The sequence below is a fragment of the Prauserella flavalba genome (genome assembly GCF_003202235.1).
GTDB classification, from domain to species: domain Bacteria; phylum Actinomycetota; class Actinomycetes; order Mycobacteriales; family Pseudonocardiaceae; genus Prauserella_A; species Prauserella_A flavalba.
The window spans coordinates 123,846-145,386 of the sequence record NZ_MASU01000006.1 but is presented as its reverse complement, the minus strand read 5'-3'; the positions used below and the strand labels follow the sequence as shown (position 1 = coordinate 145,386).

The 21,541-nt window shown below is 70.6% G+C and carries 24 protein-coding genes; 10 read left to right on the top strand and 14 right to left on the bottom strand.

Going from position 1 to position 21,541, the window contains the following annotated elements:
• Positions 1-2 precede the first annotated feature (2 nt).
• Positions 3-1,169, bottom strand: coding sequence for an NAD(P)-dependent malic enzyme (locus tag BA062_RS16720; RefSeq protein ID WP_245959858.1), 1,167 nt, complete (start codon positions 1,167-1,169; stop codon positions 3-5).
• A gap of 296 nt (positions 1,170-1,465) precedes the next feature.
• On the opposite strand from BA062_RS16720, the gene BA062_RS16715 reads away from it, so the two are divergent.
• A complete protein-coding gene (locus tag BA062_RS16715) occupies positions 1,466-2,071 on the top strand; it encodes a dTDP-4-dehydrorhamnose 3,5-epimerase family protein (RefSeq protein ID WP_110337668.1) in 606 nt (201 codons plus the stop codon).
• Between the two features lie 66 nt (positions 2,072-2,137).
• Here the strand turns inward: BA062_RS16715 and BA062_RS16710 are convergent, their stop codons facing one another.
• On the bottom strand, positions 2,138-3,757 hold the full coding sequence (locus BA062_RS16710; protein ID WP_110338298.1) for a GMC oxidoreductase: 1,620 nt from the start codon (positions 3,755-3,757) through the stop codon (positions 2,138-2,140).
• Positions 3,758-3,860: 103 nt separating this feature from the next.
• Entirely contained in the window at positions 3,861-4,358 is a 498-nt protein-coding gene (locus tag BA062_RS16705; RefSeq protein WP_110338296.1) for a hotdog fold domain-containing protein, read from the bottom strand.
• Positions 4,359-4,413: 55 nt separating this feature from the next.
• On the opposite strand from BA062_RS16705, the gene BA062_RS16700 reads away from it, so the two are divergent.
• Both BA062_RS16700 and BA062_RS16695 read left to right on the top strand, forming a co-directional pair.
• Positions 4,414-5,004: an acid phosphatase gene (locus BA062_RS16700; protein ID WP_245959857.1), complete on the top strand. Its 591-nt coding sequence runs from the start codon at positions 4,414-4,416 to the stop codon at positions 5,002-5,004.
• A gap of 13 nt (positions 5,005-5,017) precedes the next feature.
• Positions 5,018-5,500 carry a GNAT family N-acetyltransferase gene (locus tag BA062_RS16695; protein WP_110337664.1) on the top strand — a complete coding sequence of 161 codons (483 nt, stop codon included), beginning with the start codon at positions 5,018-5,020 and terminating at the stop codon, positions 5,498-5,500.
• Here BA062_RS16695 and BA062_RS16690 read toward each other — a convergent pair.
• Entirely contained in the window at positions 5,491-5,970 is a 480-nt protein-coding gene (locus BA062_RS16690; RefSeq protein WP_110337662.1) for a hypothetical protein, read from the bottom strand. The two genes, BA062_RS16695 and BA062_RS16690, sit on opposite strands and share 10 nt — an antisense overlap.
• 312 nt (positions 5,971-6,282) lie before the next feature.
• On the opposite strand from BA062_RS16690, the gene BA062_RS16685 reads away from it, so the two are divergent.
• Both BA062_RS16685 and BA062_RS16680 read left to right on the top strand, forming a co-directional pair.
• Positions 6,283-7,209 carry a diacylglycerol/lipid kinase family protein gene (locus BA062_RS16685; RefSeq protein WP_110338294.1) on the top strand — a complete coding sequence of 309 codons (927 nt, stop codon included), beginning with the start codon at positions 6,283-6,285 and terminating at the stop codon, positions 7,207-7,209.
• A gap of 287 nt (positions 7,210-7,496) precedes the next feature.
• On the top strand, positions 7,497-7,751 hold the full coding sequence (locus BA062_RS16680; RefSeq protein ID WP_110337660.1) for a WhiB family transcriptional regulator: 255 nt from the start codon (positions 7,497-7,499) through the stop codon (positions 7,749-7,751).
• A 281-nt stretch (positions 7,752-8,032) separates the two neighbouring features.
• Here the strand turns inward: BA062_RS16680 and BA062_RS16675 are convergent, their stop codons facing one another.
• Positions 8,033-9,541, bottom strand: a complete 1,509-nt coding sequence (locus BA062_RS16675) for a sensor histidine kinase (protein ID WP_110337658.1) — start codon at positions 9,539-9,541, stop codon at positions 8,033-8,035.
• Positions 9,542-9,696: 155 nt separating this feature from the next.
• On the opposite strand from BA062_RS16675, the gene BA062_RS41320 reads away from it, so the two are divergent.
• Complete coding sequence (locus tag BA062_RS41320; RefSeq protein WP_098515123.1) at positions 9,697-9,771, top strand: 50S ribosomal protein bL37; 75 nt, start codon at positions 9,697-9,699, stop codon at positions 9,769-9,771.
• Between the two features lie 64 nt (positions 9,772-9,835).
• Here BA062_RS41320 and rsrA read toward each other — a convergent pair whose 3' ends face one another.
• On the bottom strand, positions 9,836-10,168 hold the full coding sequence (gene rsrA, locus BA062_RS16670) for a mycothiol system anti-sigma-R factor (protein ID WP_110337656.1): 333 nt from the start codon (positions 10,166-10,168) through the stop codon (positions 9,836-9,838).
• Complete coding sequence (locus tag BA062_RS16665) at positions 10,165-10,806, bottom strand: sigma-70 family RNA polymerase sigma factor (protein WP_110337654.1); 642 nt, start codon at positions 10,804-10,806, stop codon at positions 10,165-10,167. Before BA062_RS16665 ends, rsrA begins: the two co-directional genes overlap by 4 nt.
• A gap of 177 nt (positions 10,807-10,983) precedes the next feature.
• Here BA062_RS16665 and ybaK point away from each other — a divergent pair, with 177 nt between their 5' ends.
• The gene (ybaK, locus tag BA062_RS16660; protein WP_110337652.1) at positions 10,984-11,460 is read left to right on the top strand and encodes a Cys-tRNA(Pro) deacylase; all 477 of its coding nucleotides are present in this window, start codon (positions 10,984-10,986) and stop codon (positions 11,458-11,460) included.
• A gap of 3 nt (positions 11,461-11,463) precedes the next feature.
• Here ybaK and BA062_RS16655 read toward each other — a convergent pair whose 3' ends face one another.
• Both BA062_RS16655 and BA062_RS16650 read right to left on the bottom strand, forming a co-directional pair.
• Entirely contained in the window at positions 11,464-12,078 is a 615-nt protein-coding gene (locus BA062_RS16655; RefSeq protein ID WP_110337650.1) for an alpha/beta hydrolase family protein, read from the bottom strand.
• On the bottom strand, positions 12,075-12,878 hold the full coding sequence (locus tag BA062_RS16650; protein WP_110337648.1) for an SOS response-associated peptidase: 804 nt from the start codon (positions 12,876-12,878) through the stop codon (positions 12,075-12,077). Before BA062_RS16650 ends, BA062_RS16655 begins: the two co-directional genes overlap by 4 nt.
• 122 nt (positions 12,879-13,000) lie before the next feature.
• Between BA062_RS16650 and rsgA the strand changes: the two genes are divergently transcribed.
• Positions 13,001-14,008 carry a ribosome small subunit-dependent GTPase A gene (gene rsgA, locus BA062_RS16645; protein WP_110337646.1) on the top strand — a complete coding sequence of 336 codons (1,008 nt, stop codon included), beginning with the start codon at positions 13,001-13,003 and terminating at the stop codon, positions 14,006-14,008.
• A gap of 123 nt (positions 14,009-14,131) precedes the next feature.
• The gene (locus BA062_RS16640; protein ID WP_110337644.1) at positions 14,132-14,953 is read left to right on the top strand and encodes an SCO4651 family lipoprotein; all 822 of its coding nucleotides are present in this window, start codon (positions 14,132-14,134) and stop codon (positions 14,951-14,953) included.
• 145 nt (positions 14,954-15,098) lie between these two features.
• Here the strand turns inward: BA062_RS16640 and pruA are convergent, their stop codons facing one another.
• The 3 genes from pruA to BA062_RS16625 are packed head-to-tail and all read right to left on the bottom strand — an operon-like array spanning position 15,099 to position 18,695.
• A complete protein-coding gene (gene pruA, locus BA062_RS16635; protein WP_110337642.1) occupies positions 15,099-16,727 on the bottom strand; it encodes an L-glutamate gamma-semialdehyde dehydrogenase in 1,629 nt (542 codons plus the stop codon).
• A gap of 55 nt (positions 16,728-16,782) precedes the next feature.
• A complete protein-coding gene (locus BA062_RS16630; RefSeq protein ID WP_110337640.1) occupies positions 16,783-17,292 on the bottom strand; it encodes a DUF6912 family protein in 510 nt (169 codons plus the stop codon).
• Complete coding sequence (locus BA062_RS16625) at positions 17,289-18,695, bottom strand: WS/DGAT/MGAT family O-acyltransferase (RefSeq protein WP_110337638.1); 1,407 nt, start codon at positions 18,693-18,695, stop codon at positions 17,289-17,291. The genes BA062_RS16630 and BA062_RS16625 overlap by 4 nt, the downstream gene beginning before the upstream one ends.
• Before the next feature lie 35 nt (positions 18,696-18,730).
• Between BA062_RS16625 and BA062_RS16620 the strand changes: the two genes are divergently transcribed.
• Positions 18,731-19,489, top strand: a complete 759-nt coding sequence (locus BA062_RS16620) for a TrmH family RNA methyltransferase (RefSeq protein WP_110337636.1) — start codon at positions 18,731-18,733, stop codon at positions 19,487-19,489.
• On the opposite strand, the gene BA062_RS16615 is transcribed toward BA062_RS16620, so the two are convergent.
• Together BA062_RS16615 and BA062_RS16610 are read right to left on the bottom strand one after the other, a co-directional pair.
• Entirely contained in the window at positions 19,490-20,236 is a 747-nt protein-coding gene (locus BA062_RS16615) for an ESX secretion-associated protein EspG (RefSeq protein ID WP_110337634.1), read from the bottom strand.
• Positions 20,233-21,540, bottom strand: coding sequence for a hypothetical protein (locus BA062_RS16610; RefSeq protein WP_110337632.1), 1,308 nt, complete (start codon positions 21,538-21,540; stop codon positions 20,233-20,235). The genes BA062_RS16615 and BA062_RS16610 overlap by 4 nt, the downstream gene beginning before the upstream one ends.
• Position 21,541: the final 1 nt, after the last annotated feature.

The following is a 21,541-nucleotide window of genomic DNA, read 5'->3' as shown; positions in this document are numbered from 1 at the left end:
GGCTACCCCGTCACGCCGTCCGACTCCGCGGCCTTCGCCACGGCGGCGGCGACCTCGGGGGCCACCCTCGGGTCGAGCGGGCTCGGCACGATGTGGTCGGCGGCCAGCTTGTCGGCGGCCACCGACGCGATCGCGTCGGCCGCGGCGAGCTTCATGTTCTCCGTGATCGACCGCGCGCCGGAGTCCAGCGCGCCCTTGAACACGCCGGGGAACGCGAGCACGTTGTTGATCTGGTTCGGGAAGTCGCTGCGCCCGGTCGCCACGACCGACGCGTACCGCGCCGCGACGTCCGGGTGCACCTCCGGGTCCGGATTGGACAGTGCGAACACGATCGAGTCGCCCGCCATCGTGGCGAGCAGGCTCTCGTCGATGGTCGAGCTGGAGAGGCCGATGAACACGTCGGCGCCCTTCAGCGCCTCGGCGAGGCCGCCGCGCAGCCCCGCCGTGTTCGTGGTCTCCGCGAGCTGCTCCTTGATCGGGTTCAGCCCGGCCCTGCCCGCGTGGACGATGCCCTTCGAGTCCAGCACCGTGACGTCGCCGACGCCCGCGGCCTGCAGGATCCGGGTGCACGCCACCCCGGCCGCGCCCGCACCGGAGATCACCACGCGCTGGTCGGCGATCGCGCGGTCGAGCACCATGTTCGCGCCGCGCAACGCGGCGAGCACCACGATCGCGGTGCCGTGCTGGTCGTCGTGCATCACCGGGCAGTCGAGCGCCGCCTTGAGCTTGTCCTCCAGCTCGAAGCAGCGCGGCGCCGAGACGTCTTCCAGGTTCACCGCGCCGAACGAGGGGCGCAGGCGCACGAGGGTCTCGACGATCTCGTCCACGTCGGTGGTGTCGAGCACCAGCGGGATCGAGTCCAGCCCGGCGAAGGTCTTGAAGAGCACCGACTTGCCCTCCATCACCGGCAGGGACGCGCTCGGCCCGATGTCGCCGAGGCCGAGTACCGCGGTGCCGTCGCTGACCACCGCGACGAGCCGGTCGGCCCACGTGTAGCGCTTCGCGAGCGCGGCGTCCTCCGCGATCGCGCGGCTGACCTTGGCTACTCCGGGGGTGTAGGCGATGGAGAGGTCACGCGCCTGCGTGATGGGTCGGGTGGCGGTCACCGAGAGCTTGCCGCCCTCGTGACCACCGAAGATCTCGTCGTCGCTCACCTGAGCTTGGGACACGTCAATCTCCAGGGCTGGAAATTCAGGGGATCGCCGCACGGCATCCCCAGCTGTGTTGGGCTCCTCTGTCCCGGCTGACCGGCGCGGTAGCGCCGTGTTTCCGGGCGAGGCGTCCGTCGAGGCCCGTGGTCGAGGCTGTGCCGCGGACGCGGCGGTCCGCTCAGTGTGACAGGCCGGACGGGGTCTTGGGCGCGGGGGTGCGGTTGAGATCACAGATTTTCCCGAATCTGCCCTGGTCAAGCGGCTAATAACAAGACGACCGTCCGGCTTGGGATGTGGCGGCTAAGCTGCGCCACATGGATGTGCGCGAGCTGGCGGTGCGGGACGCCTACGAGTTCGTCCCCCCTCGTTTCCCTGATCAACGCGGACTTTTCGTCGCGCCGTTCCAGGAGCCCGCGTTCCTCAAGGCCGTCGGGCACCCGCTCACCGTGGCGCAGACCAACCACAGTGTTTCCAGGAAGGGCACGATCAGGGGAATCCACTTCGCCGACACGCCCCCGGGCCAGGCGAAGTACGTGTACTGCCCGAGGGGCTCGCTGCTCGATGTGATCGTCGACCTGCGCGTGGGCTCCCCCACGTTCGGGCAGTGGGACGCCGTCCGCCTCGACAGCACCGAGTTCCACGCCGTCTACGTCCCCGAGGGCCTCGGCCACGGCTTCATCGCGCTCGAGGACGACACGGCCATGTCGTACCTGTGCTCGACCGGCTACAACCCGGCGGGCGAGCACGGCATCACGCCGCTCGACCCGGAGCTGGGCCTGCCGTGGCCCGCCGAGCTGGAGTTCATTCTGTCCGAAAAGGACTCCGCCGCGCCCACGCTGGCCGAGGCGAAGGACGCAGGCATGCTGCCGGACTACTCCGCCTGCCAGGCCCGCTACGCCCAGCTCCGCGCCAACGGTTAGCCCTGACCGCAGTGAAGGCCACCTTGCCTGCGTTGAACGCAGTGAAGGTGGCCTTCACTGCGGTCGCTACGGACGGCGGAGGTCCTCGGCGAGCACCCGCTCGATGTTGCGCTCGGCCAGCGCGGTGATCGTCACGAAGGGGTTCACGCCGGTGCTACCCGGGATGAGCGAGCCGTCGGTCACGTAGAGGTTCGGGTAACCGCGCACCCGGCCGTAGAGGTCGGTCGCCTTGCCCAGCACGAGCCCGCCCAGCGGGTGGTACGTGAACCGGTTCTCGAACGGGCGCGTGTCGCCGAAGAGGTCGTGCCGGTAGATCGTGCCGTTGGCCCTGTTGACCCGGTCGAACAGCGCCTTCGCGGCGTCGATCGTGGGCTGCCCCTGCTCGGCGGTCCAGTGGAGCCTGGCCGAGTCGGTCGCGGCGTCGTAGGTGAAGTGCCCGCGCTCGGGGTTCTTCGTGATCGCCAGGTACAGGCTCACCCACAGCTCCAGGCCCGCCGGCATGGGCGCGATCTCGGCGAACACGGGGTGCTCGGGGTCGTCCCACGCGTCGATGCCGAGCGCGGGCATCCCCGACTGCACGGTGCCGGTGGTGTCCCACACGTGGTTGGCCCTGCCGAGCATGACGTTGCCGTTGGTGCCCCAGCACTGCCCGACCTCGTCGTTCAGCTCCGGCAGCGCACCCGTCTCGCGGGCCCGCAGCAGCAGCTCGGTGGACCCGAGGCTGCCCGCGCCGAGGAAGAGGTGGCGGGTGCCGATCTCGCTGGTCGCCACCACGTTGCCCACATCGTCGAGCTCGCGCACCGTGAGCCGGTAGGTCCCGTCGGGCTGGTGGTGGATGGCCCGCACCTCGGTCAACGTCCTGATCGTCACGTTGCCGGTGCCCAGCGCCGCGGGCAGGTACGTCTTGTCGAGCGAGCGCTTGCCGTGGTTGTTGCCGTAGATGACCTCGGAGGCCAGCGCGGAGCGCGGCACGTCACCGGCCTCCTCCCGGCGCAGGTAGTCGAAGTCGTAGACGCTCGGCACGAACGTCGTGGTGAGCCCGGCCTTGCCGGCGTGCTTGCGCGACAGTCGCGCGTATTTGTAGGAGCGGCACGTCTCGAACCACTCCGGATCGATGTGGTTGACGCCCAGCGCGGCGCCGGCCCTCGGGAAGTACGTCCCGTACATCTCGTCGGCGTCGACCGAGGGCAGGATCTCCTCGAAGTAGTGCCGCTTCGGGGTCACCGCCATCGCGCCGTTGACCAGCGAGCCGCCGCCGACGCCACGGCCGACGTAGACGGACATGTCGCCGTGGTCCACGCGGTCGAGCACGCCGGTGTAGCGCTCGATGTCGCGGTTGACGACGTCGATCCACAGGAACGACGCGAGCGGAGCCTCCGTGCGCGTCTTGAGCCACATGGAGCGCCTGTCGGGCCTGAGCATGCCGCTGAAGACGTTGCCGTCGCCGGCGGGCGTGTCCCAGAGCCTGCCCATCTCGAGCATGAGCGTCGGGATGCCGGCCTCGCCGAGGCGCAACGCCGTCACGGCGGCCCCGTAGCCGGTGCCGATCACGACGGCCGGGGAGAAGTCGGTCCGCCGCTGCGAGGCGGACGCGCCGCCCGCGGAGATCGTGGTGAGCCCGAACGCCGCGGCGGAGCTCAGCGCGCTCAGTCCGAGAAAGCGCCTGCGGGACAGCGGGGAAGGCATGGCGCGCATGCTGCCGGGCACGCCGTCACACCCACAAGCTCAAACCCGAGTACCGTTCACGTCAACTGGGTAAACACCGTTAAGTTTCACTCTCCTGGAGGAGTCAGTGCTGACTCCTTTTGGGCGTGACCCAGATCGTGATCGTCGCCGTCACCACGACCTTGCCGCGCCGGTCGGTGACCGTTGCCGGGACCGGGACCTCGATGCCTGCAGGGCCCTCCCCGGCGCCGCCGACATCGAGCGGCTCGGGCAGCTCCGCCACCGCGACCAGCGACGTCTCGGCCTTCGCGAGGTAGGACACCGTCATGCCCTTCGGGATCCACCGGTGCGTCGAGGGCACCGTGGCCTCGGCGAGCATGCCCATCGCGACCTCGGCGAGGTTGCACGCGGCGATGGCGTGGAAGGTCCCGATGTGGTTGCGCACACCCCACCACTTGGGCGCGCTGACCTCGGCGCGCCCTGGCCGCAGGTCGCGCACGTACGGCAGCACGGTGCTGAAGTACGGCGCACGCAGGGACACGGCGGCGGAGAAGAGCACCCGGCCGGCCGTGGTGCCGGAGAGCTTGCGCCACGCCGCGTACGTCGAGTTCGAAGTCGTCATGGCCGCCATATTACTCGTGAGTAACAAGTCGGCGGCGCCCGCTATATTCGCAGGCGTGGACCAGCACGTGCTTCTCCTTCTCCGTCACGGCCAGACCGAGTGGTCCGCCACGGGCAGGCACACCGGCCGGACCGACCTCCCGCTCACGGCCGTCGGGGAACGTCAGGCGCACGCCGCGGGCCGCACCTACGCGCTCATGCACGGCGGCACCGCGCCCGCGCTGGTGCTGAGCAGCCCCCGCGAGCGGGCCGTGCGCACCGCCGAGCTGGCCGGGCTCTCCGTCGACGAGACCACCGAGGACCTCGCCGAATGGGACTACGGCGACTACGAGGGCCTCACCACACCGCAGATTCGCGAGTCCGTGCCGGGGTGGACCGTGTGGTCGCACCCGATGCCGGGCGGCGAGAGCGCGGCACAGGTCACCGAGCGGGCGGACAAGGTGCTCGACCGCGTGCGGACCGCGCTGGCAGGCGGCGACGTCGTGCTGGTCGGGCACGGGCACTTCAGCCGCGTACTGATCGCCCGCTGGCTCGGCCTCGGCGCGAGCGCGGGCGTCCATTTCAAGTTCGACCCGGCGAGCATCACCGTGCTCGGCGACGAGCGCGGCAAGCCACAGATCCAGCACCTGAACGTTCCAGCGTCCTGAGAAGGAGCCTCACTTGACCCACCTGATCCGCCGCGTTCGCGAGTCCGACGTCGACGCCGTCGTCCAGCTCGTCCACGACCTCGCCGAGTTCGAGAAGGCGCCGCAGGAGTGCACACTGACCGCCGGGCAGCTGCGCGTGGCCCTGTTCGGCGAGACGCCCAGCGTCTTCGCGCACGTCGGCGAGATCGACGGCGAGGTGGCCGGCTTCGCGCTGTGGTTCCTCAACTTCTCCACCTGGCGCGGCGTGAACGGCATCTACCTGGAGGACCTGTACGTCCGCCCGGAGCGGCGCGGCACGGGCCTCGGCAAGGCGCTGCTCGCCACGCTCGCGCGCGAGTGCGTCGATCGCGGCTACGCGCGGCTGGAGTGGTCGGTGCTGAACTGGAACCCCGCCGTGGAGTTCTATCGCGCGATGGGCGCGGCACCGCAGGACGAGTGGACGGTCTACCGCCTCACGGACGAACCGCTGCGCGCGCTGGCGACGACTCAGTCCTGATCGCGTTCCCGCTGGGCGTGGCGGCCTTCGAGGCCGCCGCGCCTGGCGGCCTCCTCCTCGCTCTCGCCCTCCTCCTGGCCGAGCACCCACGCGCGCGAGGGCCTGCGGAACAGCAGCACCACCACCGCCGCCCCGGCGATCATGATCGGCACGCCGAAGCCGGGCTGGCCGGACGGTCCCGTGGCGTACCAGCCCACACCGACGAGCACCAGGCTGATGACCAGCGCGGGCGAGCGGGCCCACGTCTTGCCGAGCAGCAGCCCCACGGCGCACGCCAGCACACCGAGGCCGAGCACGAGGTAGTACCCGACCTCGGCGTAGATGTTGTTGCCGGCCACGGGTTCCTGGCCGAGGAAGTCCACGACCAGCACCACACCGATCGCGAGCAGCGCCAGTCCCGGCAGCGCGGTGAGCAGACCGGCGAGGCGCACCTCGCGCGGCGCGGGGGAGAACTTGTCGGCGAGCGACACGGGGCGCCTTCCCGTCAGATGACCGTGCGTGAACACTTTCGATGGTATGCCACCCAGACGGCCGTTTTCGGGCGGCCGGGCCACGAGCAAAGATCTGGTTGTCGTCGATGAGCCGGCGGTCGGCCGGGGTGCACTCGTCACGGCGGAAGTTGTCGTTCGGGGCAGGACGAACGGAGGGCAGCGACCGGCAGAGGGACACGGGATCGCGGGTCCACGACCGCGCACGACAGCTCACGGCGCAGTGACGAGTTTCGCAACGATTAGTTCGGGCAACCGAGCCGCGTGACGGGCGAACTCACCTACTCTGCGGTAGTGCGCGCAGTGCTCGTCGTGAATCCGCAAGCCACCGCTACCACTCCCGGTGGTCGCGACGTGCTCGCGCACGCGCTGGCCAGCCAGGTGAAGCTGGACGTCGTCGAGACCGACTACCGCGGTCACGCGATGGCCGTCGCGCACGCCGCGGCGCGGGACCAGGTCGACCTGGTGGTCGCGCACGGCGGGGACGGCACGGTCAACGAGGTCGTCAACGGCCTGCTGGCCGACACCGACGGCAAGCCGGGCAAGTACGGCCCGGTGCCGATGCTCGGCGTCGTGCCGGGTGGCTCGGCGAACGTCTTCGCGCGCGCTCTCGGGCTGCCGTGCGATCCGGTGGAGGCCACGCACCGGCTGCTGCACGCGCTCGAGGAGCAGAGCGGCAGGCAGGTCGGTCTCGGTCTCGCGGGCGACCGCTGGTTCACCTTCAACGCCGGGATGGGCTGGGACGCCGACGTGGTAGGCGAGGTAGAGAAGCGGCGCGGCAAGCGGACGAGTCCCTCGCTGTACCTGCGGACGGCGGTGCGCTGCTATCTGCGTCCGCCCAACGGCAGGCCGGCGCTGACGGTCCGGATGCCCGGCGAGGAGCCCGCCGAGGTGCACACCGCGTTCGTGTCCAACACGGACCCGTGGAGCTACCTGGGCTCGCGGCCGGTGCACCTCAACACGGAATGTTCGTTCGACACGGGCCTCGGCCTGTTCGCGCTGCGGGGCATGGGGCTCGTCACGGTGCTGCGGCACGTCCGCCAGGCGCTGCGCAGCCGCAGCAGGCACCGTGGCAGGCAGTTACTGCGTCACGACGATCTGCCGATAGTCAGCGTGACGGCTGAAGTCCCGGTAAACTTGCAGGTCGATGGCGATCTGGTCGGGCAGCGCACCCGAGTGGAGTTCATCAGCGTGCCGAGGGCGCTCACGGTTGCGTTATGAGTGGTTGCGGTCGGTCAGCAACATCGACTGATCGTCTCCGGCAAACTCCACGTTGCCGCTCAGCGACGGAGAAGCTCCGTTCACCGCAAGACGTTGCGCGACGGACGGACCTGACAGGCGCATATCCGCAGGTCAGGCTAGTAGCTCGCACGGGTGAGCTGACTCACCGATTGCCAGAAAACACTTGTCGAACTCGGTGACTCGTGAAAGCATTCACAAGCACCCCAAGAAACGACCGCCATGACGACTGGCGCGGAACGCCGCGCCCTTAAAAGGAGCTCAAGGAAATGGACTGGCGCCACCGCGCGGCCTGCCGAGACGAGGACCCGGAACTCTTCTTCCCTGTGGGGACCAGTGGTCCTGCTCTGTCGCAGATCACCGCGGCGAAGTCCGTGTGCCACCGCTGCACCGTCGCTTCCGACTGCCTGGCCTGGGCACTGGCCAGCGGCCAGGACGCCGGCGTGTGGGGCGGCATGAGCGAGGACGAGCGGCGCGCGCTCAAGCGTCGCCGTGCGCAGATCGGCACGCGCAGCAACTTCTGATCGCACTCAAGCGAATGCCTTTTGCCGCGTAATGCTTTAACGCAATTCAAACAGCGGCAAAAGGTTTGAGGGCCGGCATCCGTCTCGGGTGCCGGCCCTCAAGCGTGTGCGGGGTTGTTTGGTCGCCGTCAAACGCGCCCCCCTCCGCAGTGAAGGCCACCTTCACTGCGTGGAATCGAACACAGCGGCGCGGAGCGCCTCCGTTTGGGTGGTGGCGGGAGACGGGTGGGCGAAGGCAAGGTGGCCTTCACTGCGGTCGGCGAGGCTCCGGGGGCCGGGCGTCAGACGCGGCGGCTCAACGGGATGCGCAGGGCGGCCTCGGTACCGCCGGAGCGGCGGCCGGAGGAATCACCGTCCCGCACGCCCCGAAGCGACAGCGATCCGCGCAGTTCCGATTCGACGAGGGTCCGCGCGATCTGCAGGCCGAGACCGTCGGCCCGCTCCAGCGAGAAACCGGCGGGCAGGCCCTTGCCGTCGTCGCGCACGACGATGTCGAGCCAGCGCGCCGAGCGGCTCACCTGGATCTCGACCTGACCGGGCCGTCCCGGCACGAAGGCGTGGCCGACGGCGTTCTGCACGAGCTCGGCGACCACCATCACCAGCGGCGTGGCGATCTCGGCGACGACGACGCCGAAGGATCCGGAGCGGGTGAGCTTCACGTGCGCCTCGGCCGTCGCGACCTCGCCCACCATCGGCAGCACGTTGTCGAGCAGCTTGTCGAGGTCCACTCGCTCGTCCACCGACATCGACAGCGCCTCGTGCACCATCGCGATCGAGGACACCCGCCGCACGGACTCGCTCAGCGCCTGCCGCGCCTCATTGCTCTGCGTACGCCGCGACTGGAGCCGCAGCAGCGCGGCGACGGTCTGCAGGTTGTTCTTGACCCGGTGGTGGATCTCCCGGATCGTCGCGTCCTTCGACAGCAGCGCCCGGTCGCGCCGCTTCACCTCCGTGACGTCGCGCGCCAGCACGAGCGCCCCGGCCGGCCGCCCCGCGGGCCGCAGCGGCAGCGCGCGGAACAACACCACAGCCCCGCGCCGCGACTCCACCTCGGTGCGGCTGCCCGGCTTGCCGTCGAGCGCGTCGAGGATGCGGTGCGAGACCTCGGTGGCGTCGAACGGGTCGCGGATCAGCGACCGCGTGAGCGGCGCGAGCCGCGTGCCGATGAGATCGGACTCGTAGCCCATGCGGTGGTAGGCCGACTGCCCGTTGGGGCTCGCGAACACCACCGTGCCGCTCTGGTCGAGCCGGATCAGCCCGTCGCCGACCCGCGGGCTGGTGTGCACGTCGGTGCCGCCGTCCGGGCTCGGGAACGTGCCGTCGGCCATCATCTGGCACAGGTCCGCCGCACTGCCGAGGTAGGCGATCTCCAGGGGGCTCGGCACCCTCGGCGACGCGAGGTTGGTCTCCCTGCTCAGCACGGCGATCACCCCCTCGCCGAACTTGACCGGCACGGCCTCCCTGCGCATCGGCAGGTCGCGGTACCAGTGCGGGTCCTCCTCGCGGCAGAGCCGGACCTCCCGCATCGCCCTGCCGAGCTGCGGGTGATCCTCGTTCGTGAACCGCGTGCCCACGACGTCCTCGGGATGGGCCGTCGGGCCCGTCGTCGGGCGCACCTGCGCGACGCAGACGAAGTCGCCCTCACCCTCCTCCACGGGAACCCACATGAGGAAGTCCGCGAAGGAGAGATCGGCCAGCAGCTGCCATTCGGCCACGACCATCTGCAGATGGTCGACCGCCTCACCAGGCAGTCCGGTGTTCTCCGCGAGCAGCTCGGCTAGCGTGGACATGGCTTATTCGACCACCGAACGTCATTCTCGATCACGGTGCGCAGGCCCACGCACCGTCCGCAATACAACCAGAGCGCGGCACCCCCGGCACACCTCCGGCGGGCAGCGTCACTCCCCATGACACACTAGATGGAGCCAGTCATGGAGGAGTGAACATGTCGAAGCGTGCCCGTAAGCGTCGCGACCGGAAGAAGAACGGCGCGAACCACGGCAAGAAGCCCAACGCCTGAGCAGGCGAGGCGAACACAGCGGCCCCGGCACCGTTCTCGGTGCCGGGGCCGCGTGCGTGTGACGTCAGTCGCTGCCTTCGGTGACCCGCTCCACGGTCACCTCGGTCTCGGAGATCCGGTGGCCGCCATGCTCCTCCACGGTCTTGCGAATCGAGGCCCGCAACCGGTTCTTGAGCTCCGCCGGGGCGTGGTCACCCCCGCACTTGCGGGCCAGCAGCTGCTTGAGCTGCTCGTCGATGCCGTACTCCTCGAGGCACGGCGGGCAGTCGTCGATGTGCCTGCGCAGCTCGGCGTCGCGCTCGGGGCTGCACTCCTTGTCCAGCAGCAGGAAGATCTCGGCGAGCGCCTCTTCGCAATGGACCTTGTCGGACTTGCCTGAACCGTCCAGAGTGCTCATCGTCCGGCCACCTCCTGCTGGGCGGAACGGATGAACCCGCGCTCCCTGGCGACGTCGGCGAGCAGGCCGCGCAGCTGGCTGCGGCCCCGGTGCAGTCGCGACATCACCGTGCCGATGGGGGTATCCATGATCTCTGCGATTTCCTTGTAGGCGAAGCCCTCGACGTCGGCGAGGTACACGGCGAGCCGGAATTCCTCGGGCAGCTGCTGCAGCGCCGCCTTCACGTCGACGTCCGGCAGGTTGTCCATCGCCTCGACCTCGGCCGAGCGCAGGCCGCTCGACGTGTGGCTCTCCGCCTGGGCGAGCTGCCAGTCGGTGATCTCCTCCGTGGGCTGCTGGAGGGGCTGACGCTGCCGCTTGCGGTAGCCGTTGATGTAGGTGTTGGTGAGGATCCGGTACATCCAGGCCTTGAGGTTCGTGCCCTTTTTGAAGGACGCGAACGCCGCATAGGCCTTGAGGTAGGTCTCCTGCACCAGGTCCTCGGCGTCGGCGGGGTTACGGGTCATGCGCAACGCCGCCGAGTAGAGCTGGTCGAGCAGGGGCATGGCGTCGCGTTCGAAGCGCTCGGCCCGCTCCTGCTCCTGCTCCGTGTCAGCCGGGGTGGCCGTGGGCTCCGCTGAGTTCTGCGTGCTCGGCAAACCTTTCCCTTCCAGATCGGCGCTGTGGCGCCGGCGTGTGGTGCCCGCTGCCGACGGCTCGGACGTCGGCTCCCACGATACGCGGAAACGGTTGGGGGTACTGGTCAGAGTGGTCGGCACGATCGGTGTAACGCGAGCGGCTCGTCGCGAATTCCTGGCCGGATAGGATGCGCGGTCGTGGCTGGAAAAGGCACTCCCGCAACGGCGTTGCTCGGCAAGAAGAAGATCGAGCACACCGTGCACACGTACGACCACGATCCGCGACACGAGTCCTACGGCACGGAGGCCGCGGAGGTGCTCGGGGTGGACCCGGCGCGGGTGTTCAAGACCCTGGTGGCCGAGGTCGACGGCAAGCTCACCGTGGGCGTCGTGCCCGTGACCGGGCAGCTCGATCTCAAGGCTCTCGCGGCGGCCGTCGGCGGCAAGCGGGCGAAGCTGGCCGACGCGGCGGCCGCGCAGCGGGCCACCGGCTACGTCCTCGGCGGCATCTCCCCGCTCGGCCAGCGCTCGCGCCTGCCCGTCGTGGTGGACGAGTCGGCGCAGCGGTTCGACACGGTGCTCTGCTCCGGCGGGCGGCGCGGGCTGGAGATCGAGCTCGCACCCGCCGACCTGGTGACGCTCACCACCGCCATCGTGGCGCCCATCGCGGGCTGAGTCTCACGTCACGAGCGGACGCAGCACCCGGCCGAGCCACTCGGAGGCGGCCCGCGACACCCCGTCGAGCCCGGCCTTGAGGCTGTGGTCGCCGGGCACCACCACGACCTCGTGGTGCGGGCCGGGCTCCGGCCTGCCGAAGGGGTCGTTCTCGCCCTGCACGACCAGCGTCGGCACCTCGACGCCGTCCAGCTCGGGCTGGCGGGTCCGCTCCGGCTTGCCCGGCGGGTGCTCGGGAAACGCGAGGCAGAGCACGGCGACGGCCTGTCCCTGCGCCGCCGTGCGGCACGCGACCCTCGCGCCGGACGAGCGGCCACCGAACACCAGCGGGAGGCCGTCGAACCACGTCGCGGAGAGGTCCTCGGCCACCGCGAGCCACGCCGCGTCGAGCTGCTTCGCGGGCGCGGGGGCACGCCTGCCCGCGACGCGGTAGGGCTGCTCGACCAGCGCGACGTGCACGCCCGCGTCGCGCGCCGACCTGGTGACCGCCACCAGGTCGGGCGCCTCGATCCCGCCGCCCGCGCCGTGCCCGAGCAGCAGCCCGGCCGTGCCCTCCTCGGCGCAGTGCAGCTCGGCACGGGCCGGGCCGTGCGGGGTGTCGATCCGCTTGCTGGTCATTTCGGGTTGGGCAGTTCGAAGAGGGCGCCGGTGCCGCTCTCGTCCAGGTTCGCCGGCTCGGTCTCGACGCGCTCGAGCAGGCCGGGCCCGTTGTTGCGGACGCTGTTGACCTTGGTGGACACCGGCCGCAGCTCGAGCGAGTCGGCCCACTCGAGGCTCGGCGGTTCGAGCAGCGAGGAGGCGTCCGTACGGTCGGGGTCGAGCCAGTCGCGCCACCGGTCCCTCGGCATGACGAGCGGCATGCGGTCGTGGATGTCGGTGAGCTGGCCGATCGCGTCGGTCGTGATCACCGAGCACGTGATCAGCGGCGGCGCGTCCGGCTCGCCCTTCGGGTCGCGCCAGGTCTCCCAGATGCCGGCGAACGCCAGGGACGAGCCGTCGCGCGTGGTCATGAAGAACGGCTCCTTGGGCGCCTTCTTGCCCGCGCCCTCGGCGACCCGCCACTCGTACCAGCCGTCGGCGGGGATCAGGCAGCGGCGCCGCGACAGCGCCTTGCGGAACGCCGGCTTCTCGGTCGCGGTCTCCGCGCGCGTGTTGATCATGCGGCTGCCGATGCCGGCGTCCTTGGCCCAGAACGGCACGAGCCCCCAGCGCATGACGCGCAGGCTGCGCACCGCGGGCTCGTCCTCCTGCACGTTGCCGTCGTCGTCGCGCGGGTGCCGCTCGACGACGCTGATGACGTTCTTCGTCGGCGCGACGTTGTAGTTCTCGGTCGGCGCGTGCCCCTCGGTACCGTCGGCCGCGTCGAACTCCTTCATCAACGTGGCCGGGTCCTTGGTGGCGGCGTATCGGCCGCACATGAGATCGGCCCTCCCCTTGTTCGTGGCTCCTAGAGCGCCATCGTGGCACGGTTGCTGGGCCCTGGCGAGCACCATGAGGGATCATCATTGCTGGTATCCCCACGAGTGGAGGGTGTGACGGTTTGGCCCGCAGTGACTGGCGCAAGCTCGACGAGAGCGACGTCAGGGTGCGCCCCGGCAAGGGCACCCGTCCACGGAGCAAGCGCCGGCCGGCACACGCCGACGCCGCACCCGCGATGGTGACGGCGGTCGACCGCGGCCGCTGGACCTGCGCCGTCGAGGCCGACCCCGGCCGCGCGGTGACGGCGATGCGGGCCCGTGAGCTGGGCCGGACGCCGGTGGTGGTCGGCGACCGGGTGGGCCTGGTCGGCGACGTCAGCGGCAAGCCAGACACACTCGCGCGGATCGTGCGTGTCGAGGAGCGGACGAGCCTGCTGCGGCGTACCGCCGACGACACCGACCCCTACGAGCGCGTGGTGGTCGCCAACGCCGAGCAGCTGCTCATCGTCACCTCGCTCTCCGACCCGCCGCCGAGGACCGGGTTCATCGACCGGTGCCTCGTCGCCTGCTACACGGGCGGCCTCGAACCGGTGCTGTGCCTCACCAAGTCCGACCTCGCCGATCCGGCCGAACTGCTCGCGTCCTACTCCGACCTCGACGTTCCCGCCGTCGTCACGCGCTACGACGAGGAGCCCGAGGGCCTGCGAGAGCGGCTGGACGGGCGCGTGTCCGCGCTCGTCGGCCACTCCGGGGTCGGCAAGTCCACGCTGGTCAACCGGCTCGTGCCCGATGCCGACCTGGCAACCGGCGAGGTGAGCGCCGTCGGCAAGGGCAGGCACACGTCGGTCAGCGCGGTGGCGCTGCCCCTGCCGGACGGCGGCTGGGTGATCGACACGCCGGGCGTGCGCTCGTTCGGCCTCGCCCACGTGACGGCCGACGACATTGTCCTCTCGTTCCCCGAGTTTGCCGAGGCCGCCGAGGAGTGCCCCTCCGGCTGCGGGCACCTCGGCCCGCCGGAGGACCCGGACTGCGCGCTGGACGAGGTGGTCGAGGGCGGGCAGGCGCGGCCGGGAAGGCTCGCGTCACTGCGCAGGCTCCTGGCGTCACGAGCGGGTCTCGAACAGCCGTGACACGCCGCGTTGGTTAAGCCGGTGTGAAACCAATTCGGTAAGCATGGAACCCTCATAGGGGACCGCCCGTCCGAGGGAAAGCGGGCGAACCGCTCGGAAGAACAAACTTACAAGGGGATCTTCATGCGTAAGACGGCTCTGGCGGCCAGCGGCTTCGCGCTGGTCATCGCGCTCAGCGCGTGCGGCAGCGACGGTGACTCTGGCAACGCGTTCGGGGGCAACAACAGCGGCGACGCGGGCTCGAGCTTCTTCAGCGACCCGCAGCAGCTGGCGGCGGCGGCCTCCGAGAAGACGGCTGAGTCCAAGTCGTCGAAGTTCTCGATGGACATGAACATGGCCGGCATGCAGATGACGGCCAACGGTGAGGGCCTCTACGACGGCGCCAACACCAAGATGTCCATGAACATGGAGATGATGGGCCAGTCGGTGGAGATGCGCCTGGTCGACCAGGCGATGTACATGAAGATGGCCGGCCTGGAGGCCCAGACGGGCGGCAAGCCGTGGGCGAAGATCTCGCTCGACGGCACCGACCCGATGTCGCAGCAGCTGAGCAGCTCGATGGAGCAGAGCGACCCGACCAAGACGCTCGAGTACATCAAGGAAGCCGGCGAGATCACCAACAGCGAGAAGACCACCCTGGACGGCCAGGAGGTCACGCACTACACGATCGAGCTGGACTTCAAGAAGATCGCCTCGGAGATGGGCGCCGCGTCCGGCATCACGCCCGAGCAGGCCGAGCAGCTGCCCGCCAAGCTGCCGATGGAGCTGTGGCTGAACAGCGACAACCTGCCGGTGCAGGTGGTCATGGACATGGGCAAGATGATGGAGGCCGCCGGTGCCGGTGGCCAGGAGGCCAAGATGACCATGAAGTACTCCGACTGGGGTGCTCCGGTCACCGTCGAGGCCCCGCCGGCCGACCAGGTCGGCGAGATGCCGATGGGCTGACGCTTCCCGTCAGCTGAGCTGAGCCAACGTCCCCCAAGGCCACCTTTGCCGCGCCCGCCCGTCTCCCACCACCACCCAAACGGAGACGCTGACGCGCCACAGCGTTGAATCAACGCACCAAAGGTGGCCTTGGGGGACTTTTTCGTTACTCCATGTGGGGGTAGGCGATCGAGGTGGGCGCGTCGAAGGTCTCCTTGATCGACCTGGGGCTCGTCCAGCGCAGCAGGTTGAACATCGAGCCCGCCTTGTCGTTGGTCCCCGACGCCCGCGACCCGCCGAATGGCTGCTGGCCGACGATGGAGCCCGTCGGCTTGTCGTTGACGTAGAAGTTGCCCGCCGTGAACCGCAGCGCCCGGTGCGCCTGCTGGATGGCGGTCCGGTCGTCGGCGAACACCGCACCCGTGAGCGCGTACGGGGCGCTCGTGTCCACCAGCTCCAGCACGCGCTCGTACTCGCCGTCCGGGTAGACGTACACGGCCAGGATCGGGCCGAAGTACTCCGTGGAGAGCACCTCGTGCGCCGGGTCGTCGGTCAGCAGCACCGTCGGCTCGACGAAATAGCCGATCTGGTCGTCACAGCCGCCGCCGACCAGCACCTCCAGCGCCGAATCACCGTCCACACGCGACAGCAGCTCTTGGTGCTTCGCGAACGCCTTCGCGTTGATCACCGCACCGCCGAAGAGCGAGAGGTCGGAGATGTCGCCGTACTTCACGCTCCTGGTGACGTCGGCGAGCCGTTCGCGCACACCGCCCTCCCACAGCGAGCGCGGCAGGTAGGCCCGCGAGGCCGCCGAGCATTTCTGGCCCTGGTACTCGAACGCGCCCCGCACCAGCGCGGGCACGAGCTTGTCGGGATCCGCCGAGGTGTGCGCCACCACGAAATCCTTGCCGCCGGTCTCGCCGACGATCCTCGGGTACGAGGCGTACGCGTCGAGGTTCTCGGCGATCCTGCGCCACAGCAGCTTGAAGGTCGCCGTGGAGCCGGTGAAGTGCAGACCGGCGAAACCGGGGTCGGCGAGAGCCACGTCGCTGACAGCGTGGCCGTCGCCGGTCACGAGGTTGATCACACCCGGCGGCAGGCCTGCCTCCTCGAACACCTGCATCGTGTAGTGCGCGGCGAGCTGCTGCGACGGCGTCGGCTTCCACACCACCGTGTTGCCCATGAGCGCGGGCGAGCTGGGCAGGTTGCCCGCGATCGCGGTGAAGTTGAACGGCGTGATCGCGACGACGAAGCCGTCCAGCGGCCGGTACTCCATGCGGTTCCACGCGCCGGGGACCGAGTTGGGCTGCTCGGCGAGGATGCGGCGCGCGTAGCTGACGTTGAAGCGCAGGAAGTCGATCAGCTCACACGCCGCGTCGATCTCCGCCTGCTGCACCGACTTGGACTGCCCGAGCATCGTTGCCGCGTTGATCGTGTCGCGGTACGGCCCCGCCAGCAGGTCGGCCGCCCGCAGGAACACGGCGGCACGCTCGTCGAAGGGCAGCTCGCGCCAGCCGGGCGCCGCGGCCTTCGCCGCCCGCACCGCCTCCGCGACGTCCGCGGGCGTCGCCTGCGCGCTGACCCCGAGCACGTGCCCGTGGTCGTGTGGCTGCACGACGTCGAACGGCTCCCCGCCGGCGAGCGCGCGCCTGCCGCCGATGGTCTGGGTCAGCTCGTGCTTGTCGCTCTTCAGCTCGGCGAGCCTGCGCTGCAGCGACGAGCGCTCCTCGGTGCCCGGCGCGTACGTGCGCACCGGCTCGTTCTTCGGTACCGGAACGGATGTGACGGCGTCCATGGGTCAGTCTCGCCTCCCGGAATCGCTCCGCTTCGTGGGCGGTCAGACCTCATGGTTACATGAGCTCGAGCAGGAAGGGCAGCTCCTGAGGCGCATACCAGGCGAGCTCGTGGTCCTCGACATCCCCCAGGGTGAACTCGGCGTCCGGGTCCCCCAGATCGGCGGCGTCGATCACCGCGGCGGCGGCCAGCACGGCGGGCTCGGCCTCGGCGGCGTCCACGTGCACGGCCGCCACGTCCGAGAGCGGCACCGGCCCCGAAAGGCGCACCACCGCGTGGTCGAGGTCGGGCCGCAGAGTCACGTCCTCGACGTCGGCGGACACCACCACCCGCCTCGGCGGCTCCTTGGTGTCCTGCGCGTCCTCCTGCGCGGCCGCGATCAGCCGCAGCGAGGCGCGCGCGGCGTCGAGCAGCGCGGCGTACTCCAGTTCCTCCGTCGAACCGCTGACGTAGGACTCCCGCAGCGCCGGGGTGAGCGCGAAGCCGGTGCCGCTGAGCGGCCGGAACTCACCGTCCTCGACCAGTTGCCGCAGAATGCCGATCGTCGCGGGCAGGTAAACCCTCACCAGTTCGTCCCTTTCAGTTCCTCCAGCGCTTCCTCGATCATCTCCGCCACGAGGCGCACATCGAACAACGCCTTGCGGTCGCCGTTCAATCCGAAGTAGACGCCGCCGTGGTACGAGGTCACCCCGATCGCCAGCGCCTGGTCGCGGGCGAGCGGCATCACCGGATAGATCGCGGCCATCCTCGCCGACCCCGCGTACACGGGTTCCTGCGGGCCCGGCGAGTTGGCGATGAGCACGTTGAAGATCCGCCCCGAGAACGACCCGGCCGCCCGCGCGGCCAGCGAGTGCATGGTCGCGGGCGCGAACCCGCCGACCTTGAGCATGGCCCGCGCGGCGACCGAACGCTCGGCGTCGAGGTGCTCGGCCATCGCGTGCGCGATGTGCTGCAGCCGCAGCACCGGGTCGGACTCGCCGACGGGCAGGTCGACCAGGTACGGCTTGACGCGGTTGTTGACCAGGCCCGCCGTGGAGAACTCGGCGGCGTCGGGCTCCAGCACCGCGAGCGGCACGAGGGCGCGCACGGTCGCCGAGTCGTCCAGTGGTTCGCCGCGCGAGCCCAGCCACGCCCGCAGCGCACCGGTGAGCACGGCGAACACGGCGTCGTTGACGGTGCAGCCGTGCTGGGCGCGGATCTTGCGGAAGTCGTCGAGGCTGGTGCGCAGGCCCGCGAAGACCCGCCCCCCGGAGACGTGGCAGTTCAGCGGCCCCGCCGGTGCGGGCCGGACGACGCTGCGCAGCGCCGACGCGAGCCCGCCCACGGCGCCGATGGCCTTCTCGGCGGTCGCCGCGAGGTCCCGCGCCGCCGAGCGGGCGTTCTCGACCAGCTCGCCGGGCCGCTGCACGGCCTCCCCCACGGCGTCGAGCACGAGTTGCGCGCGGCTCGGAGGGCGACGCGGCGTCCACGTGTCCTCGCCCGGATCGCGCTCGGCGGCGCCCGCGTCGAGGATGAGCTGGCCGAGGTCGACGGTGCCGATGCCGTCCACCAGCGACTGGTGGGTTTTGGTGACCAGTGCCACGCGGTTGTCGGCGAGCCCCTCGATGAAGTACGCCTCCCAGAGCGGCCGTTCCCGGTCCAGCGGGCGGGCCAGCAGCCGCGCGACCAGGTCGAACAGCTGCTCGTCGCTGCCGGGAGCGGGCAGTGCCGAGCGGCGGACGTGGTAGTTGAGGTCGAAGTCCACGTCGTCGACCCACACGGGCCTGGCGAGGTGCCCCGGCACGGGCAGGGCGCGCTGCCGGTAGCGCGGCAGGTAGCCCAGGCGGTGGTTCACCAGCGCGAGCAGGGCGCCGTACTCGAAGCCGCCCTTGGGCCGGTCGAAGATGGCCACACTGCCGACGTGCATCGGGGTGGCCGGTTCCTCCACGTACAGGAACGATGCGTCCAGCGCGGAGAGACGGTCGGACATGTGGTGATCCTGGCACAGGTGGGAGACTTCCCGCCGTGGGTGACGATTCCGCGGTGTCCCCGAAGGACCGCTTTCTGACCGTCTACGGGCGCAAACCCGTGCTCGAGGCACTGACCGACCCGGCGCTGGATGTCGACAAAGTGATACTCGCCGACGTGGCCAGGGGGCCCGCTGTCGGCGAGATCGAGCGTGCGGCGAAGGCGGCCGGGGTGCCGGTCCAGCGGGCGAGCGCGCACCGGGTGAAGGTGCTCGCCGGCAACGGCAAGCAGGACCAGGGCGTGCTGGCCGACGTCGTCGCGCCGAGGATGCGCCCGCTGGCCACGGCGCTGACCGAGCAGCGGCCGCCGTCGCGGGTGCTCGTGCTGGACGGCATCACCACACCCGCGAACGTGGGGATGATCCTGCGCACGGCGACGGCGGCCGGCTTCGGCGGCGTCGTGGTGCCGCGGCGCGGCGTCGCGACACTGGACCCGCTGGTGGTGAAGGCGTCGGCCGGCGTCGCGTTCCGGGCTCCCGTGCTGCGCTGCGCGACCGCTCTGGACGCGGTGGAGCAGCTCACCGAGGCTGGCTACGCCGTGTACGCGCTCGGAGCCTCCGGCTCGGCGTCGCTGTTCGACCTCGACCTGCCCGCGCGTGCCGCGTTCGTGCTCGGCGGGGAGAGCCAGGGCGTGAGCGAGGAGGTCGCCCGCTACGTCGCCGAGTGGGTGTCGATCCCGATGCCGGGCGACGTGGAGTCGCTGAACGTGTCCGCGGCCGCCGCCGTGCTGTGCTTCGAGGTCGTGCGGCGGGGGTGATCACACCGGCAGCGTCGCGCGCAGCTTCTCCAGTGTCGCGGCGATCGCCGTCGCGCTCCCCGGGGCGATGTGGATCTCGGCCTCGTCGCCGGATCCCGTGGTGTAGTTGAGATAGCGGCCCCAGTCGGTGTCCACATAGTGCAGTGGGGAGTCGAGCCTGCCGTAGCGGCCGGCCTCGTCGCGTTCGGCGACGTACAGCTCGCCGCCGCCCGTCACCGGGCGCTGCACGACCTTGACGATCTCCTGCACGTCGGCGGGCAGCCGGTTCTGCGGCCCACCGCGCCTGCCGGCCTCCTCAAGGTCGATGATCCGCACCGACCACTGTGTGCCGCCGCCCGGATAGAGCTGGGGCAGCTGCCCGACGAAGGCGTCGGCCAGGTCGGCGACGGCCACCGGCGTGAGCGCCACGAGGTCGCCGGCGCGCACGGCCAGCACGCCCTGGACACCGCGGGCCGCGGCGAGCACGCCCCAGGTGCTCTCGCCGTGGGAGAACCAGCCGTAGTACTCCAGGGACGCTGAGGTGAGCAGGGGCAGCCAGTCGAGCAGGTCGACCTCGACGCGGCCGCGCCGGTCGACGAGCCCGGCCTCGGTGAGGCTCCTGGTGAGCGCCGAGTCGAGCGCGTCCTTCTCCTCCTCGGGAAACCACATCGGCTCCGGCTGGAGAACGACGTGAAGCGTGCCGACCCGTTCGCGTTCGACCAGGCCGGCGAGCACGCCGAGCGGCAGCTCGACCCTGTTGGCTCTCACTCCCCGATCACCGGCGGCGTGGTCTTGCCGAGGTCACCGATGAACACCTCGTCGGGGTCGTTCTCCTGCAGGTAGGCGGCGCGCTGGTGCTCCTCGTCCTCCTCGCGCCTCGCCCCGCCGGCGCCGGCCGCGCCCATCGCACCCATGCCGGCGCCCCTGGTGCCCGCGGCGCTGCGCGCGGCGGCTGACTCGGCGGCGGACGCGGCACCACCGGGCAACCCGGCACCGGTGCCCTTGCCGGCACCGAGTGCGCGGGAGGCCGCGTCACCGGCGGACCCGCCACTACCCACGCCGCCGACGCCACCGGCTCCGCCGCGACCGACGGTTCCTCCGCTGGAACCGCCACCGGGGCTGTAGAGCCTGCTGCCCGCCCGCTCGCTGAGCCCGCGGGGAGCGCCCGGCTTCGTGGGGTTGGTGGTACCGAACGTGCTGCGCCCAGGAGGCGTGGACCCGGGCCGCGCCCGGTCGCCGGAGGACGACCCCGGCGGCGGAGTCACCGGCCCGGCGGCGGCGAGCCCCGTGGTCGGCCCGGTGGGACCGGTCGACCCGGCCGGGCCGGAGGTGATCGGCCCCGGCGTGGTGGTGGGTGTGCCCGCCCCGGTCGACACGGGCGAACCGACCTGCGGCACGGCACTGGTCATCGGCCCGCTCGTGACAGGGGTACCGGTCCCGGCGGGCGCGGAGACCGTGGAGCTGCGCGTGACGTCGGAGTGCAGGTCACCGGAGATCGCGCTGGGCGTGGAGCTGGAGGCGACCGAGATCGGCGACGAACCCGGCTCGAGCACGCCATAGGTGCGGGGGAAGTTCGAGTTGCTGCTCGTCTGGTTCGAGTACGCCGACATCACGTCGACGTTGTGCTGAGCCGCGCGGTTGTGGGCCTCGACGCCGTCCTGGTACGACCGCAGGTCACTGGAGGCCATGAAGGGTCCCGCGACGGGAATGGCGGCCTTCAACCCGGTGGTCCAGGGGTTCGGCTTCTCGGGCAACGGCGGCACGGGTTCGACGGAGTTGGCCGCGGTGTGCCAGTCGCCGGCCTGTGTCTTCATCGAGCCGACCGTGCTGTCCATGTTCCGCGCGGACTCCTCGAGTGCGGGCATCAGCGGCCCGGCCCCCTGCCTCGCCCGGGTGCCGGCGTCCCCGCTCCATGCCGACTCCATGGACCGCTGGATGCCCTCGATCGCCTCCGCGCGCTTGCCGTAGGTCTTCTGCAGCTTGAGCAACTCGGTCGCGATCAACTGCAACGACGACGTGCCCTCGCCCTGCTTGAAGTTGTCGAAGACCTGCTCACCACTCAGGCCACCCATG

Excerpts from the sequence above, each read along its gene's own strand:
- BA062_RS16650 (WP_110337648.1), bottom strand. The coding sequence starts at position 12,878 with ATGTGCGGCCGATACGCCGCCACCAAGGACCCGGCCACGTTGATGAAG.
- BA062_RS16640 (WP_110337644.1), top strand. The coding sequence starts at position 14,132 with ATGCGTAAGACGGCTCTGGCGGCCAGCGGCTTCGCGCTGGTCATCGCG.
- pruA (WP_110337642.1), bottom strand. The coding sequence starts at position 16,727 with ATGGACGCCGTCACATCCGTTCCGGTACCGAAGAACGAGCCGGTGCGC.
- BA062_RS16680 (WP_110337660.1), top strand. The coding sequence starts at position 7,497 with ATGGACTGGCGCCACCGCGCGGCCTGCCGAGACGAGGACCCGGAACTC.
- BA062_RS16715 (WP_110337668.1), top strand. The coding sequence starts at position 1,466 with ATGGATGTGCGCGAGCTGGCGGTGCGGGACGCCTACGAGTTCGTCCCC.
- BA062_RS16705 (WP_110338296.1), bottom strand. The coding sequence starts at position 4,358 with ATGACGACTTCGAACTCGACGTACGCGGCGTGGCGCAAGCTCTCCGGC.
- BA062_RS16655 (WP_110337650.1), bottom strand. The coding sequence starts at position 12,078 with ATGACCAGCAAGCGGATCGACACCCCGCACGGCCCGGCCCGTGCCGAG.
- BA062_RS16610 (WP_110337632.1), bottom strand. The coding sequence starts at position 21,540 with ATGGGTGGCCTGAGTGGTGAGCAGGTCTTCGACAACTTCAAGCAGGGC.
- BA062_RS16625 (WP_110337638.1), bottom strand. The coding sequence starts at position 18,695 with ATGTCCGACCGTCTCTCCGCGCTGGACGCATCGTTCCTGTACGTGGAG.
- rsrA (WP_110337656.1), bottom strand. The coding sequence starts at position 10,168 with ATGAGCACTCTGGACGGTTCAGGCAAGTCCGACAAGGTCCATTGCGAA.
- BA062_RS16710 (WP_110338298.1), bottom strand. The coding sequence starts at position 3,757 with ATGCCTTCCCCGCTGTCCCGCAGGCGCTTTCTCGGACTGAGCGCGCTG.
- BA062_RS16675 (WP_110337658.1), bottom strand. The coding sequence starts at position 9,541 with ATGTCCACGCTAGCCGAGCTGCTCGCGGAGAACACCGGACTGCCTGGT.